General features: G+C 37.2%; 13 protein-coding genes. 3 read left to right on the plus strand and 10 right to left on the minus strand.

Annotated features, from left to right (window positions below; genetic code table 11):
- From AC22ZQ_RS06365 to lysA, 8 genes are all read right to left on the minus strand, one after another.
- Positions 1-1,478: cytochrome c biogenesis protein CcdA (locus tag AC22ZQ_RS06365; protein ID WP_318957946.1), on the minus strand; the 1,478-nt coding region annotated here is incomplete at its 3' end.
- A gap of 18 nt (positions 1,479-1,496) precedes the next feature.
- Positions 1,497-1,940 (minus strand): protein-disulfide reductase DsbD N-terminal domain-containing protein, encoded by a 444-nt coding sequence (locus AC22ZQ_RS06370; RefSeq protein WP_318957947.1) that lies wholly within the window; start codon positions 1,938-1,940, stop codon positions 1,497-1,499.
- A gap of 141 nt (positions 1,941-2,081) precedes the next feature.
- Positions 2,082-2,372 carry a hypothetical protein gene (locus AC22ZQ_RS06375; protein ID WP_318957948.1) on the minus strand — a complete coding sequence of 97 codons (291 nt, stop codon included), beginning with the start codon at positions 2,370-2,372 and terminating at the stop codon, positions 2,082-2,084.
- Between the two features lie 66 nt (positions 2,373-2,438).
- A complete protein-coding gene (tilS, locus tag AC22ZQ_RS06380; RefSeq protein WP_318957949.1) occupies positions 2,439-3,641 on the minus strand; it encodes a tRNA lysidine(34) synthetase TilS in 1,203 nt (400 codons plus the stop codon).
- Positions 3,638-5,743 (minus strand): DNA helicase RecQ, encoded by a 2,106-nt coding sequence (gene recQ, locus AC22ZQ_RS06385; protein ID WP_318957950.1) that lies wholly within the window; start codon positions 5,741-5,743, stop codon positions 3,638-3,640. Before recQ ends, tilS begins: the two co-directional genes overlap by 4 nt.
- Before the next feature lie 121 nt (positions 5,744-5,864).
- The gene (locus AC22ZQ_RS06390; protein ID WP_318957951.1) at positions 5,865-6,629 is read right to left on the minus strand and encodes an SDR family NAD(P)-dependent oxidoreductase; all 765 of its coding nucleotides are present in this window, start codon (positions 6,627-6,629) and stop codon (positions 5,865-5,867) included.
- Positions 6,626-8,014 carry a hypothetical protein gene (locus AC22ZQ_RS06395; protein WP_318957952.1) on the minus strand — a complete coding sequence of 463 codons (1,389 nt, stop codon included), beginning with the start codon at positions 8,012-8,014 and terminating at the stop codon, positions 6,626-6,628. Before AC22ZQ_RS06395 ends, AC22ZQ_RS06390 begins: the two co-directional genes overlap by 4 nt.
- 175 nt (positions 8,015-8,189) lie before the next feature.
- Positions 8,190-9,359 carry a diaminopimelate decarboxylase gene (gene lysA / locus AC22ZQ_RS06400; RefSeq protein ID WP_318957953.1) on the minus strand — a complete coding sequence of 390 codons (1,170 nt, stop codon included), beginning with the start codon at positions 9,357-9,359 and terminating at the stop codon, positions 8,190-8,192.
- Positions 9,360-9,499: 140 nt separating this feature from the next.
- On the opposite strand from lysA, the gene AC22ZQ_RS06405 reads away from it, so the two are divergent.
- Both AC22ZQ_RS06405 and porQ read left to right on the plus strand, forming a co-directional pair.
- Positions 9,500-10,003 (plus strand): metallophosphoesterase family protein, encoded by a 504-nt coding sequence (locus tag AC22ZQ_RS06405; protein WP_318957954.1) that lies wholly within the window; start codon positions 9,500-9,502, stop codon positions 10,001-10,003.
- A 44-nt stretch (positions 10,004-10,047) separates the two neighbouring features.
- Positions 10,048-11,088, plus strand: a complete 1,041-nt coding sequence (gene porQ, locus AC22ZQ_RS06410; protein WP_318957955.1) for a type IX secretion system protein PorQ — start codon at positions 10,048-10,050, stop codon at positions 11,086-11,088.
- 6 nt (positions 11,089-11,094) lie between these two features.
- Here porQ and AC22ZQ_RS06415 read toward each other — a convergent pair whose 3' ends face one another.
- Together AC22ZQ_RS06415 and AC22ZQ_RS06420 are read right to left on the minus strand one after the other, a co-directional pair.
- A complete protein-coding gene (locus tag AC22ZQ_RS06415; RefSeq protein ID WP_318957956.1) occupies positions 11,095-13,389 on the minus strand; it encodes an ATP-dependent helicase in 2,295 nt (764 codons plus the stop codon).
- A gap of 180 nt (positions 13,390-13,569) precedes the next feature.
- Positions 13,570-14,529, minus strand: a complete 960-nt coding sequence (locus AC22ZQ_RS06420; protein WP_318957957.1) for a transglycosylase SLT domain-containing protein — start codon at positions 14,527-14,529, stop codon at positions 13,570-13,572.
- 224 nt (positions 14,530-14,753) lie between these two features.
- On the opposite strand from AC22ZQ_RS06420, the gene AC22ZQ_RS06425 reads away from it, so the two are divergent.
- On the plus strand, positions 14,754-14,957 hold a 204-nt coding region (locus tag AC22ZQ_RS06425; RefSeq protein ID WP_318957958.1), incomplete at its 3' end, for a hypothetical protein.

A 14,957-nucleotide genomic window follows, 5' to 3' on the forward strand; every position in this document is an offset into this window, starting at 1 on the left:
AATGCGATGGCAAATGAGAAGGCAAACATACCTAACATTGGTTCAATAACTCCACCCTGTGCAGCCGAGATCAAAATAGACCCTACGATTGGTCCTGTACAAGAGAAAGAAACCAATACAAGCGTTAAGGCCATAAAGAAGATACCTGTTAAACCTCCTTTATCTGCTTGCGCATCTGCTTTGTTTACCATAGAAGATGGAAGTCGAATCTCAAACAACCCTAAGAAAGAGGCTGCGAAAACCATAAAGATTAAGAAGAATAAAATATTCGGTACCCAGTGCGTAGCTAACCAGTTGGCAAATGCTGCTCCAAACAATACGGCTACTATCGTTCCGATAATTGTGTAAATACCAATGATAGAGAAACCGAAAAGTAATGCTTTTCTAATTCCTTTTGCTTTTGAAGTGGATTCAGCACCTTTCATAAAGAAAGTAACTGTCATCGGAATCATAGGGAATACACATGGCGTCAACAATGCAATTAAACCTGCTAAAAACGCACCGATAAATAGTTCGATGTAAGATTTCTTAACCTCGTTATTCGCTCCAATTCCATTGTATGTTTTAGGCTCACAATTACCTTTTGTTAAACGTACTGTTGAGGCTAAAGCAATGGGTAATTCTTGTTCCACATTACTTTCTGCTCCTTTGTAGTTTACATTAAAATTGATGTTTAAAAGTGCTCCAGGCTCTTCCTTACCTTCAAATTTTATTGTACTTGTGTATCCTTTGTCTGTTGATTTGAATTCCGTAAATTCTAACGGACTATCACCAGATTTTGTAATCACTACCTTCTTAGGGTCAACAATGCTTACACTGTCTTCGAAATCAGGAGTTAAAACGATTTCATATTCTTTATCTTCTACTGTTTCGAATATTTTGTATTCCCAGAAAACAAGATCTTCAATTACAATTGCAGTTTCTTCTGTAGCTTCATCAAGAGTTTCTTCTGTTGTCTCTTCTTCTACCTTAGGAGTTTCTTCTGTAACTTTTTCAACTTTGGCTACAGCTTTGTTTCCTTTTACAGAAAAGGCAAAAGGCTTGTCACCAGCCACACACATCCCTCCAGATTCACATACCATGTAGCTAATCTTACCGGTAATAACGAAGTCTTCTGTAGAGTTGATTTTAATTTTTTGTTTGAAGATTCCCTCGTGTTCAAATTCGGTTACATCAACTTCTTGGTATTCATCGTAATGAGTGTGAAACCCTGTTTCTTCAATGGCTCCAACTAATTCAAATTTAGAAGGATCATCATAACTAAATTCTGTTGGTAATGGACCAGCAAATTCATCAGCGGGAACAGATGAGTAACCATGCCATCCTTCATCAGTGATAGCTTTAGTAACAAGAGTTGCCTCATTAGAACCTGGTTCTTGTTCTATGGAGAACCTCCATTTCGTGTAGTCATTTGCTCCTTGTGCGAATAGACCACCTATCATTAGAAGGAAGGTCAGTAAAGAAAGTAATTTCTTCATTTCTAGCGTTTGTTAATTTTAGTTTAAGGGTTTATTTATTGTTATTGTAAGTGTTTTCTCTGTAGGAGGAAGACACATTTCATCATTACAAATCATGTACATTACCGTAATGTTTACTGTCGTTGTATCTTGAGCGATGATTTTATTTGTGAAATCAACAGATTTTTCAAAATAGCTCAGGTTAGCCCCGAAATTTTCATCGAAACTTTGCTTAGGTTCTGGTTCAATAGTTTCTTCAGAGAAAGTTACTAATTCGTTTGGACTAAAAGTGATTTCCGTAGGTATAGGTCCCATGTCGTTTTCTAGGTTCTGACTATATAAATGCCAACCTTCAGCAATATCAGCATGCAATACGATGGTTGAATCTTCGGCATTATAGTTCGCTGTCCACGTTACTTTGTCTTGTCCCAATGCAACAACACTGCTAAGCAATAGCGCAAAAATGGAAAGTAGTTTTATCATGATTTTTTATAATTCTAGTCTGGGTAAACAAAGTTAATTATTTAAGGTGGTTTATTGGGGTTGATAGTCTGTCTATTCTTGGTTTTCTAAAATAAAAAAAGACAACCGAAGTTGTCTAATTTGTTGAGATGTTAGCATTCATTATAAAAATCTTACTTCACGTATACAAGAGATGGGTAGCCAAATGCCTCCTTTTAGACAAATGTATTTAGCTCCAGTGGCCCAAACGGTTGTTTCTACGCGTTTCAACCCACCTTCATCTTCAAATATTATAGCGCATTTTCCGTGGTGTAAATTACCTAAGGTTGTGGCTTCTTTCAATTTTTCGTGAAGATCCTTGTTGACATTATGTTTAGCTACATGCTTAAAATGAAGCGTAGGGATAACTTCTTTTTCAACAAGCGTAGCTTGGTTTTCTATGGTTTCTTGCATGCGTTTTATGTTTTAATGGAAGAACAATTTAACCAAAATTCTGATAAATTCAAATTAAAAATCGCTCTATAACTCGCGTATTGTAAGCCTTAGAACCTTCTTTGTACTTTGTGATATTTTAACGCGATTTGAAGGTGCACCATGTTCTACTGCAATAATTCCTTCATTATCAGTTATCACATGAACTAGTTTTTTTTGAGCTGCAGTTATTTTTAAATCATTTAAGTATTTGGAAACTCTTTTCGTTCCTTTTAAACCTAAGGGAGAAAAACGATCGCCTTCTTTCCACTTTCTTAAATGCAAGTCGCCTTTTACGCGTGATGGGTCAATAAAGAAATGTGCGCGGTTGAAAACAACTTCCTCCTTATTTAATTCTTGAGTTTCAAGGATGTACTTTTTAGTTTTAGTGCTCACTAAGCTCAAACCGTCTGATTCTTTTATGAATTGTAGTTCCTCATACATTAAGGTGCTTCCAATATTCCCATTCATCAGTTTCGTTAGCTCTGAGGTTTGATTCCTAGAGATATTTAGTTGATACAATATTTCCTTTTGAATTAACAGGGGGGATGTATTCCAAACCGAAAAGGGAAGAAATGCATTTGCCTTAATGATCTCAACTTCTTTCGATACATATAGAGCTATCGCGTTTTGAAGTGTTTGAAAGGCAAGGACTAATTTAGAAACCTCAATTTTTCCGTTGTGAAAATTGAGGTCCTGAACGATGTTGTGTCTGTAATAATTCCGCTTATACTTGGTGGAGACATTTGAGCTGTCTTCTCTCCATGTAATACCATGTGTTTTGGCATAATCTAAAATCCACGCTCTATCTTTATCCAGTAAGGGACGTATAAATTTATCTTGAACTTTGGGCATGGCGCAAAGTCCACGTATCCCACCACCTCGTTCAAGTTGTATCAAAAAAGTTTCTATTTGGTCATCGAAATGATGTCCCAAAGCAATGCAGTTGTTACCTTCTTGAAGTATTTCTCCAAACCAATTATACCTTAAATCTCTTGCAACAATTTGAGTATTGCTTTTTCTTTCTTTTACGAGTCTAGGGGTATCAAATTTCTTAACCCGTATTTCTAAATCCAGTTGCTTTGCGAAACCACGAACAAATTCTTCATCACCATCAGATTCATTTCCTCTTAATTGGAAATTGCAATGGAGTATTCCTACACGAAAACCTTGGGTATGCAAAAGGTGGGTGAGGACAATTGAGTCCACGCCACCACTACAGGCTACCCATATTTTTACATGTGGTTTCATTCTCTGGTTAATACGCTTAACCCCAATCTGATTTTATGATATTCCACTTCACCGTTAAAATACTCAAAGTAGGGTTTTAATTGTAAAGGTTCTTGAATCTCCTCATAAGCCCTATTTATTTTGGCTAACTCCTCATCAGAAATGTAGGGTGAGTAATCCATTTTTGCGTTGTCCTTTAACATTTTGGCAACGTGCGAATATACGGTTGAAACATTCAGTTCTCTTTGTTGAGCAATTTCCTCTATGCTGTAGTTTTGTTCCATCATTTCTGCAGTAAGCTCGTAGGTAGATTTCTTCGCTTTGGGTTTGTTCTCTTCTTGGAACTTTTTTATCTCAGCGATGAATTCGGGACCATAGTTTTCTGCTTTTTGCATTCCTACCCCAGAGATTGCCAGTAGGTCATTTTTAGTAGTGGGTTGTTCCGAGGCCATTTGCTTCAGCGTAGCGTCGTTAAAAACAATATAGGGAGGAACGTTTTCCTCCACAGAAATTTTTCTTCGCAACAAACGTAATGCGTTGAAAAGTACTTCGTTTTCTGTGAGTGCTTTGGGAGCTTTTTTCTTGGGTGTTTTTACTTTTTCCTCTAAACTTGGTTTTACAAGAGAGAAGCTTTTTTTACCGCCTAAAAGTTCTTTTCCGTATTCCGTTACTTTTAAATGAAAGTGATCATCATAGGCTACTTCGAAGAGGCCTAAATTGATACATTGAGTTAAGTAATGATTCCATTCATCAAAGCTTAAATCCCTACCAACACCATAGGTCTTAATTGTGTTGAGTTGTTTGGCATAAATTTCACTGGTTTTCGCCCCTCTAAGTACGTCAATCAATAAACGGTTGTTGAGTTGCTCTTTTCCTCGTATAGCTGCACTTAGTGCTTTTTGTGCTATCACAACTCCGTCAAAAGCAACGGGTGGATTTTCACAAACATCACAATTGTTACAGTTTTCATCTAACTGTTCTGAGAAGTAAGCCAAGAGAATTTTTCGGCGACATGAAGTTGCCTGAGCAAACTCCTTCATTCGGTTGAGCTTCTCTAGTAATACTTCTTTCTGACCGCTGTCTTTGGCAAATTGCGCTAAAAGTACTACGTCTCTCATGTTGTAAAACAAAAGTGCTTCAGAGGGTAATCCATCTCTTCCTGCTCTACCTATTTCTTGATAATAGCCTTCTATGTTTTTGGGAAGATTGTTGTGTATTACCCAGCGTACGTTTGATTTATCTATTCCCATCCCAAATGCAATGGTTGCACAAATAATGGGGGTTTCATCTTTTATAAACTCTTCTTGTACGCGTGATCTTTCGTCTGGCGATAGTCCAGCATGGTAGTGATCTGCTGCAATCCCTCGCTCTTTCAATATAGCTGCCCACTCTTCAGTTTCCTTTCTACTTAAACAGTAAATAATTCCACTTTCATTAGGTCTGTCGTTGATGAAGCGGATGATTTTTTCAATTTTCTTCTTTTTAGGAACGTTTCCTTCAACACTTAAATTGATATTGGGTCTATCGAAAGAAGAAATGAAAATTTCAGGTTCTTGCAGACCTAAGTGGTCTACGATATCTTTTCTCGTGATTTTGTCTGCCGTGGCAGTAAGGGCTACAAAGGTAGCGTCTGGTAAGGATGCTCTAAACGAACTCAATTGTGTGTATTCAGGTCTAAAGTCATGTCCCCACATTGAAACACAGTGGGCCTCATCTATTGCAACCAAAGAAATGTTTAAATCGGTCAACCATGTATGCATAACTCCCACCAAGGTTTCTGGTGATATGTATATCAATTTCAACGCACCACTTTTACATTCATTGATGATGGCATTTCTTTCCATGTCATCAACAGTGCTGTTAAAGAAAGCTGCTTTTACACCGTTGGCTTTTAACGCCTCAACTTGGTCTTTCATCAAAGAAATCAGCGGCGATATGACCAATGTAATACCATCGCTCAATAGAGCGGGTATTTGAAAACACATGGATTTACCACCTCCAGTAGGCATTAAGACTACCGTGTCTTTTCCTGATAAAATCGATTGAATGATTTCTGATTGCTGCGGCCTGAAACTATCATAACCGTAAACAGATTTTAATAAATTGAGTGCGGATTGCATCATGATACAAAGGTATTAGGTTGATTATTAAAGTTACAAGATTTCGGAAAGAAATTCAAATAATTTTTAGGGGACTCGAAGCAATAAAAAAGTCCTAAGTAATTACTTAGGACTCTTTATTTTTTTAGTTTTCTTCTTTCTTGAAAATGGTTGCATTTGCTTGAGCCCGCGGCATAATCAAAAGGTCATCTATGTTGACGTGTCCAGGTCGGTTACAAACAAACTCAACAGCATCGGCTATGTCTTCAGCGAAAAGGGGGGTGTATCCTTTGTAAACATCTTTTGCGGTTTGAGCATCACCTTTAAATCTTACCATACTAAATTCTGTATCTGCCGCACCCGGAGCAATATTACTTACGGCGATATTGTCTTTTAATAAATCAATTCGCATGGCTCTACTAATCGCATCGACGGCATGTTTACTTGCACAATAAACATTTCCTCCTGGATAAACTTCCTTTCCGGCTATACTGGCAATGTTTACGATTTGCCCACCACCATTTTGTTGAAGAAATGGGATCACAGCTTTACTCACGTACAGTAAACCTTTTACGTTAGTGTCTATCATACCGTCCCAATCTTCTATTTCTCCAGCATCTATAGTAGATCTACCCAAAGCTAGTCCTGCGTTGTTTACCAATATGGTTAGTGATGAACTTAGCGCTGATGGAATCTCAGCAATAGCTGTTTTTACAGCTGTGTTATCGCGCACATCAAAATTTAGAAAATGAATTTCACCTTCTCCTAAATCTTTTAAGCTTTTGGCTATATCCTGGAAGCGTTCTTTTCTTCTGCCAGTTAAAATAAGGTTGTAACCTAATGCGTAGAATTTTTTAGCGATAGCTAATCCAAAACCAGATGTAGCTCCTGTAATAAGTATAGTTTTCACGTTTGTTTTTTTGTATTAAAACTTAATATTATCATAATCCCCAAGGCTAAAAGAGCTGGGATTTTATACCTCACAATAGCTCCTGTTACGGGTGTTGTATAACCAATAATGAGCATGATTGCAAAGATGAATATTGCGAAAGTAATGATAATAGGTAGGTTCGTATTGTTTTTAAATCGTCCTTTATAAAGGAAAAACACCGTCAATATTACCAAAAAGATATTTTCAAGTTTTGCCAAGGTCATCAACCAACTTCCTTCATCGCTCCAAAATGGACGTAAGAAGCTATTTAATAAAGCTTCTGGTGCCGATTTAAATAGGCGTACCATACTGTAATTTAATCGTGTAAGTTCAAAATGAGAAGCCGATCCTTCACTTTGATAAAGTATCATATAGGGTTGCGGACTTTGTTGTGCTTGGTAGGGGATTGAAGTATAGCGTATGTTGTCGGTAACATAGAAACATTCAAGGTCTTTATCTATATAAGCTTTATTGTTCTCTAGGCGTAAACCTTCAACGTCTCTTGTTGTGAAAAATAAAATGCTATCATGCCTAGCGATGTGCAGTCCACCAGCGCCAACATTAATAAAGTTCGTTTGTTGTCTTGTTATTTTATTAAGTACTGAGTTATGTACTTTTGGGAGGCTAAAAACAAGGCTTACTAAGATTACAAAAAGACTCAGTTTCATTGTTATACTGTATTGTTTTAGCAAGTAATCCAACGCGTAAAACAATAGGGCAATTAATAAAAGGATAAATACATAGGGTTTGAAGAGTAAGGCCAATACACTACCTCCAATGACATATGTAATTCGTTTCAGTGTAGATGAGTATTCATTAAAAATACCGTAGCAAAACAAAGCAATACCCAAAATCATGAAGGGTTCTTTAAGGAAAGAACTACTCCAAAAAAGTAAGCTTGGGAGTGTGAAAAGGACGAGGAGGATGGTCTTTTTGGAAAGTGAACTTTTAAGTTTTGCCCAATTGTAGGTGATCAACAGTGCTGAAAATGAGAAGATAGAGCCGACCAATACATGTGTAAAATCCCAACCTTTTGAAATAAAGTAAACCAAAGAATTAAAACGGATTACATTCTGTGAATCGTTAAAAAAAGGTTTTCCATGGGCAGACCAATGGTACGTTTTAGACAAATATTTTAAAATGAAGCTTGTGTCAGGTTCTAGGCCGAATAAAAAGATAAAATAATCTTTGGGAGACTGAAGATATACATCATGTAATAATTTACTTTCTCGTAAAAATTCTCCTGCGTCGTGGGTTAATAATCCTCCTCCGTAAACGTAGGTGTATACATAAAGGAAAAAACATCCAACACCTAATTTAATCAGAAAGAGTAGAGGGAGAAGGTAACGTGAAAACTCGTTCATTTTTTTTCCTTTCCTATAGAGGTAGAATAGGAAAGAAACTAAAATTAAAAATGTGAGTGCGTAAGTTATCATTTCAGGAATTAAAGGTACTTTTTTTCTTTAATTGGAAATTTTTTTCGCACAATAAAGCCCCTACACCGGGGTGCAGGGGCAGTAGTAAAAATAATGAACAAACCTAAACCGCTACTTTGCTTCTTTCCTTGTAGTTGGCGTTAAAGGTTGTTTTGCTTTCGCTATAGATATACATTGCTTTTATAGCGCTTTTTAAATTATAGCCTAATCTCATACTCGAACCGTATGCTCCTGCACTGTGTACACGAACGATATCACCTCTGTTTAATTCAGGTAAGTAATAGTTCTTTCCAAATACATCTGTACTCTCGCAAGAAGGACCTGCAATCGTTTGTGGAATCAATGTCATAGAATCGATAACTGTTGTTATTTTATGACGTGCTCCATATAGCATTGGACGTAATAAATCTGTCATCCCTATATCTAAAATGGCTGTTGGACAAGTTTCTCTGTGTTTCACGTATTGAACTTGACCTACTAACATTCCACATTGTCCAACTATACTTCGTCCTGGTTCTAGGCAAATAACTGGGTAAGTACTTTTAGGAAGGTTCTTTCTAATAGCACTCATCCATCCGTCGAAGTCAGCGATGTTGTTTTTAATAGGCTCCTCGTAGTCTATTCCTAGACCACCACCCATATTTAAATATTCTGTTTTAAAGTCTAATGGTGTACTTAGTAGCAATTCAGCAATTCTAGCTGAAAGATTCTCAAAGTACGTCATGTCTAAAATTTGAGATCCAATGTGGAAGTGGAAACCAACAATGTTGTTATTGTGAGCAATTAATTCCATAGCATCTTCCCAAGGCATTCCGAATTTATGGTGCTTTTTACCTGTAGAAATTCGGCTGTGCGTTCCAGCTTCTAAATCTGGGTTAATGCGCAAAGCAACTCTCGTAGTTGATTGGTTACTCGCTAAGAATTCTTGAATGATATCGAATTCTTCAACAGACTCACAGTGGATTACAGCAATGTTTTGTGCTGTAGCATAATCGATTTCACGGATAGTTTTTCCTGACCCTGCAAAAACAATTTTTTCTGCTGGAAAACCAATTTGTAAGGCTCTTTCAATTTCCTCCATAGATACACAGTCGGCACCTAATCCCATCTGTTGGATTTCCTTTAAAATAACAGCTTCGTTGTTTGCTTTTACAGCATAATACAACTCCGTTGCATGAATTTCAGATGCAGCCTTGGCCTTCTTCAATGTCTTTCTCAATAAAGAAATATCATATCTGTAATGTGGCTCTTGGTATGTTCCTGATTGTCTCATGTCTTTTTCTATTATTTTTAGGCAAATATAAAGCGGTTTTTAATATAAATAACATAAAGTTTAAAATTTAACACATTGTGAAAGTAGAGTTGAAAGCTCTTATACTTTTCGTTTGAATTTTATGTACAAGGCTTAATTGAATGAAGAAAATTGGACTCATGTCAGACACGCACGGTTGGATAGACCCCAAAGTATACCATCATTTTAAAGAAGTAGATGAGGTATGGCATGCAGGAGATATTGGTGATGTTCAATTGATAGATGATTTACGTTCTTTTAAACCCACGCGATTTGTTTATGGAAATATCGATGATCACAAAATAAGATTAGAGGCTCCTGAGTTTAATCGTTTTAAAGTAGAAGGGGTAGAGGTGCTCATGACGCATATAGCCGGTAAACCTATGAAGTATTCTAAACCCTTGTTCGAAGAATTAGAGCAAAATGGTGCCCCTAAAATTTTGGTGTGTGGGCATAGTCATATATTACTTGTGAAGATGGATCCCCGTTACAAAATGTTATGGTTAAACCCGGGGGCTTGTGGATATAAAGGATTTCATAAGGTGAGAACACTTTTGCGTTTTGAGATAGAAGGTGAAAACATCCAAAACATGGAAGTAATTGAGTTGGGCGATAGAAATCGTTGATACTTTACAATTTTTAAAATACTATTACGTTTTTCAAGAAGATTATGAAAAAGATATTTGCTTTAACCTCACTACTCATTACTGTAAGCAGCGTGTTTGCTCAAACGGGAGGAGAACATACTTATAGTTTTTTGAACTTGGGATATAATGCCAGGGCTAATGCTTTGGGAAATGATTTCATTGCGGTGCAGGATGAGGATGTAAATTTAGGTGTAATCAACCCTTCTTTATTGAATGAAGGTATGCATCACCAGCTGGGTTTTAATCACGGTTTTTTAGCGGGAGGAATTAACTATGGAATGGTGAGTTATGGTCAGTCTTTAAAAGAAGGACTTACGATGGCCGGACACTTGCGCTATGTTTCTTACGGTGAAATGTCGAGAAGAGATGAGTTTGGAGTAGAGCAAGGAACCTTTTCAGCCAATGATTTTACTTTAGGTGCTGGTCTTTCGAAAGTATTGAATCCAAAGATCAGTATTGGAGCTAATTTTAATTTGATTTATTCTCAACTCGACACGTACAGCTCTTTTGGTGTAGCTTTAGATGTAGGTGCGAATTATAAAATAGGAGATGAGGACAGAACAATGCTCGCTGTTGTTGTGAAAAATGCAGGAGCGCAATTAAAGGCATATACTTCCCAAAATAGAGAGCCATTAAGAGCAGATGCGCAAATAGGTATTTCTCATAAATTAGCGCATGCTCCTTTTAGGTTTTCATTAACTGCTCACGATTTAAACCGATGGGATTTATCGTATTTCGATCCAAGTACTGCCGAAACAATAGACGCTATAACGGGTGATACAATTGTAAATACGGGGGCTAACTTTCTCGGGAAACTATCTCATCACTTTACCTTCCAATTAGAGGCATTGTTTGGAGAGCATGTTCATGTTAGAGCTGCCTTTGACGTGCACAGAAGGTACATTATGGCAGTGGAGACAAGGCCAGGTTTAGCAGGGTTCAGTTTTGGAGCAGGATTATATTTTAAACGTTTTTCTCTTGATTATGGGTTGAATATCTATTCACAGGCTGGATTTAGTAATATGTTTACACTTACTACCAACCTAGATAGATGGAAAAAATAAAGGTGCTTAATCAAGCACCTCTAGTTTAGCAAATTTTAATATCAATGTTTTGTTTCCAACGCGCGGGAAGAAAACTGTAGCTTTTTGATTGGGAGCTGATCCTTCTAATGCCGTTACTCTTCCTTTACCGAATCTGTCGTGCATTACGTTGTAGCCGACTTTTAAGTCTTGTGTAGTTCCTCCTCCCTTCGAAGGTGTTGAACTAATGTCATTCACGTTTACTTTCTTAAGTCTTCGCTGACTCAATCCAGAAAGTCCGCCAGAAGCTGCTGGATTACTAAATTTACTATCTAATCCTCTTCTTGCATTTAACGATCTTCCAGAAGTGCCTTTGTCAGAATACGTAGACTCGAAGTTTAAGTATTGTTCATCTATCTCATCTATAAACCTACTCGATTCTGACGTGATCAATTGTCCAAACCTAAACCTACTTTGTACATAACTCAAGGTACAGTTCTTTTCAGCTCTAGTTATGGCAACGTAGAACAACCTTCTTTCTTCTTCTAGTTCCGTTCTTGAGTTTATTGATAATTGAGAAGGGAAGAGGTTTTCCTCCAGTCCAACTACATAAACATGTGGGAACTCCAATCCTTTAGAAGCGTGAATGGTCATTAAGGTAACCTTGTTTTTATCGTCCTCTGATTCATCATCAGCATCCGTCATTAAGGCTACGTCAATTAAGAAGTCACTTAAAGAATTGTTTTCATTGTTCTTGTTAGCTATAGAGAATTCTTTTACCCCGGCTAAAAGTTCTTGTATGTTCTCGTATCGGGTTACACCCTCTGGAGTTTTGTCCTCATGTAAGGTTTTTAATAAGCCAGTTGTAGTCGCGATACGCTGTGCTAAGTCGAAAGCAGGGACTCTGTCTAAATCAGCAGTAAAGCTTTGCATCATTCTTACGAAATCAGAAATCTTCTTTTGTGCCGATGCATTAACCTTACAAGGGTAACGGTTAAAATCACTCATTACCTCCCATAAACTTACGTCGTATTGTTGGGCTGCAATAATGATGTGTTCCATCGTTGTGTTCCCTATCCCTCTTTTCGGATAGTTGATGACACGTTTTAAGGCTTCTTCATCATTAGAGTTAGCACTCAACCTAAAGTAAGCAATCAAATCTTTGATCTCCTTACGTTGGTAGAAAGATAAACCTCCATAAATCTTATACGGCATGTTTAACTTACGCAAACTCTCCTCGAAAGATCTTGATTGTGCGTTGGTCCTATATAAAATAGCGAAGTCAGAATATTGTAAGCCTTGACCTTGTTTGATTTCATAGATAGAGTTGGTAATTACTTTACCTTCTTCGTTATCGGTTAAACAACGAATCACTCTTATTTTATCACCCTGGTTGTTATCTGTCCAAACGTTTTTCTTAATCTGGTCTTGGTTCTTTTCTATTACACTGTTGGCAGCATCTACAATCGTTTTGGTAGATCTATAGTTTTGTTCCAACTTGTATAATTTGAAATCAGGATAGTCTCTTTTAAAGTTTAAGATGTTTTGGATGTTGGCCCCACGGAAAGAATAAATGGATTGGGCATCATCACCTACTACACAAATGTTTTCGTAAACAGCAGCTAGCTTCTTAACAATGAGGTATTGACTGTAGTTGGTATCCTGGTACTCATCTACCAAGATGTATTTGAATTTTTGCTGGTAGTGATGTAATACTTCAGGAAAGTCTCTCAATAATACATTGGTTTGATACAATAAATCATCGAAATCCATCGCTCCAGCTTTGAAACATCTATCCATGTACATTTTGTAGATCTGATAGATAAGCGGACGTTTAGACATTCTATCCTCTCCAACAATCTCTGCATTGTTGGCATATTCTTCTGGAGATATCAAGTTGTTTTTTGCACTTGAAATTCTTCCGTGTACAGAATTTGGTTTGTAGTCCTTATCATCTAACTTCAATTCTTTGATCACAGATTTGATCAAACTCCTTGAATCTTGTGTGTCATAGATGGTGAAGTTAGAAGGGTAACCCAACTTTTCTGCATTGTATCTAAGGAGTTTGGCAAACACTGAGTGGAAGGTTCCCATGGCCAAGTTTTTAGCTTCGGTATCTCCCACAATTTGAGAGATTCTTTCCTTCATTTCACGTGCTGCCTTATTGGTAAAGGTCAGTGCTAAGATGTTAAAGGAATCAATTCCTCTATTCATCATGTGTGCTATTCTGTAGGTTAACACTCTGGTTTTTCCAGATCCCGCACCCGCAATGACCATTATAGGTCCATCAATATGTTCAACGGCTACGCGCTGACTCTTATTTAATCCCTCCAAATAATCCATAAAAACAAAAATAGAAACTTCTCTAGAGTATCCCTCAGATTTGAAAAAATCTTCATCAATACAATATAGATGTTGGTTAAAAGTTGACGTTCATCCCTTTTTTAAGATAAGGTAAATGTTTGGATGTACAGTTATCCATCCCCTTATAATAAGGAAGAGATCAAATCACAGAAAGGGTGATTATTTATCCAGACTTGCAAGCGTGGATGAGTTATGAACGATTTCATCCAATATCATTAAAGAAGCTAAGGCCAATTGAGAATAGTTTTGAGAACTGTTCTTAAAATGAGCAGCTGAATTCACCCACATTTCTTGGATAATGTTCATTCCTCCAAATTCCGGATCTATAACATTTACAACCGCCTCTACATTTCCGGCACCTGCATGATAGATGTGTAATACAAACAATCTAAACCATAGGTCGTTTTCATTATAGTGTAAGTCGTGCTCATCCAATATTCTTCTCGCATGAGGAATGCAAGTATTCGACAATAGACTTGCTGCTGCTTGGGCCGACTTTTTAAAATCCTTACGTTCATCAACGTATTTGTCAACACGTAAGCCATGCGATCTTGCTACTCCCTTCATTAATTGAAAAGCACCGTAAGCTCCAACGTTAGATTTTGCCAATTTACCTGGACTTTCGATTAACAATATAGCTTGTGCATACCAAGGGTCTACACCTTCTTCATGAAATACCTCTACGCCTTTTGCTAAACTTGGAATTACTTTCTCGAATTGGTAGAAATCGTTCTTACCAGTGGTCATGTAAATTTTATCCTCAGCATCTAAACCGTGAGCAGCGCGAATTGAATCTCTAATGGCATCTTTTTCATCGTCTGTGTTTTTATCCCAATCCGCAATGGCCATTTTTTGAACAATAGTTCGTGTTGCTGCTATATTGATAACACACGAATCTGGAGAAAGCCGCATGATAGTTTTCCAAAAGTTAGGATGAGCTAATTCGTCCCAACATTCTTCGAAAATTTTATTGGTAGATATGATGGTAAGCTCGTTAGTGTCAAAAGTAGGCTGAAAACTTCGTAACTCTTCTTTCCAGTGATGTTGAACTGTAGTATCTCTTTCTATAGCGAATGATAAGAAAGGGAATATAGCGAGTATTGTGAGTAAAGTTTTCATGCGTTTACTTTTTGAGTTTAACGTAAATCTAGCAAATAAAGTATCTGTAAAGAAGAGGTTAACGCATTATTAACAAAAAGAGCTTTGTTGATAAGTAGCTTAAGTTTTTAGTTGAATTACGGTGTTTCAAGATGGCTGAATTTTAACTCCAATGGTATAGATGTCTAAAAGTCTAACCGTCTAAAAATCTAAATATCTCAAAGACTCAATTATCTTTGGATGCTGTGGAAAGAAGAAAGTTTATTCAATTAACAGGTCTAGGTAGTATCCCTTTGATTTTTGGTGCGTGTAGTATACCTGAGATGGAGGAAGGATATGATGTTGCCGTAGATAGTAATCGTTTGCGCGGACATGTTTTGCGCGAGCAGTTGAGTATACCGGTGGCTGCAACTTTCGAAAATGAACTTTTAGTTATAGGGGGAGGAGTG

The sequence above is a fragment of the Lishizhenia sp. genome (assembly GCF_057456495.1).

Bases quoted from the DNA above. Each gene is read 5' to 3' on its own strand.
- AC22ZQ_RS06370 (WP_318957947.1), bottom strand. From the start codon at position 1,940: ATGATAAAACTACTTTCCATTTTTGCGCTATTGCTTAGCAGTGTTGTT.
- AC22ZQ_RS06375 (WP_318957948.1), bottom strand. From the start codon at position 2,372: ATGCAAGAAACCATAGAAAACCAAGCTACGCTTGTTGAAAAAGAAGTT.
- tilS (WP_318957949.1), bottom strand. From the start codon at position 3,641: ATGAAACCACATGTAAAAATATGGGTAGCCTGTAGTGGTGGCGTGGAC.
- recQ (WP_318957950.1), bottom strand. From the start codon at position 5,743: ATGATGCAATCCGCACTCAATTTATTAAAATCTGTTTACGGTTATGAT.
- AC22ZQ_RS06395 (WP_318957952.1), bottom strand. From the start codon at position 8,014: ATGAACGAGTTTTCACGTTACCTTCTCCCTCTACTCTTTCTGATTAAA.
- lysA (WP_318957953.1), bottom strand. From the start codon at position 9,359: ATGAGACAATCAGGAACATACCAAGAGCCACATTACAGATATGATATT.
- AC22ZQ_RS06405 (WP_318957954.1), top strand. From the start codon at position 9,500: ATGAAGAAAATTGGACTCATGTCAGACACGCACGGTTGGATAGACCCC.
- porQ (WP_318957955.1), top strand. From the start codon at position 10,048: ATGAAAAAGATATTTGCTTTAACCTCACTACTCATTACTGTAAGCAGC.
- AC22ZQ_RS06415 (WP_318957956.1), bottom strand. From the start codon at position 13,389: ATGGATTATTTGGAGGGATTAAATAAGAGTCAGCGCGTAGCCGTTGAA.
- AC22ZQ_RS06420 (WP_318957957.1), bottom strand. From the start codon at position 14,529: ATGAAAACTTTACTCACAATACTCGCTATATTCCCTTTCTTATCATTC.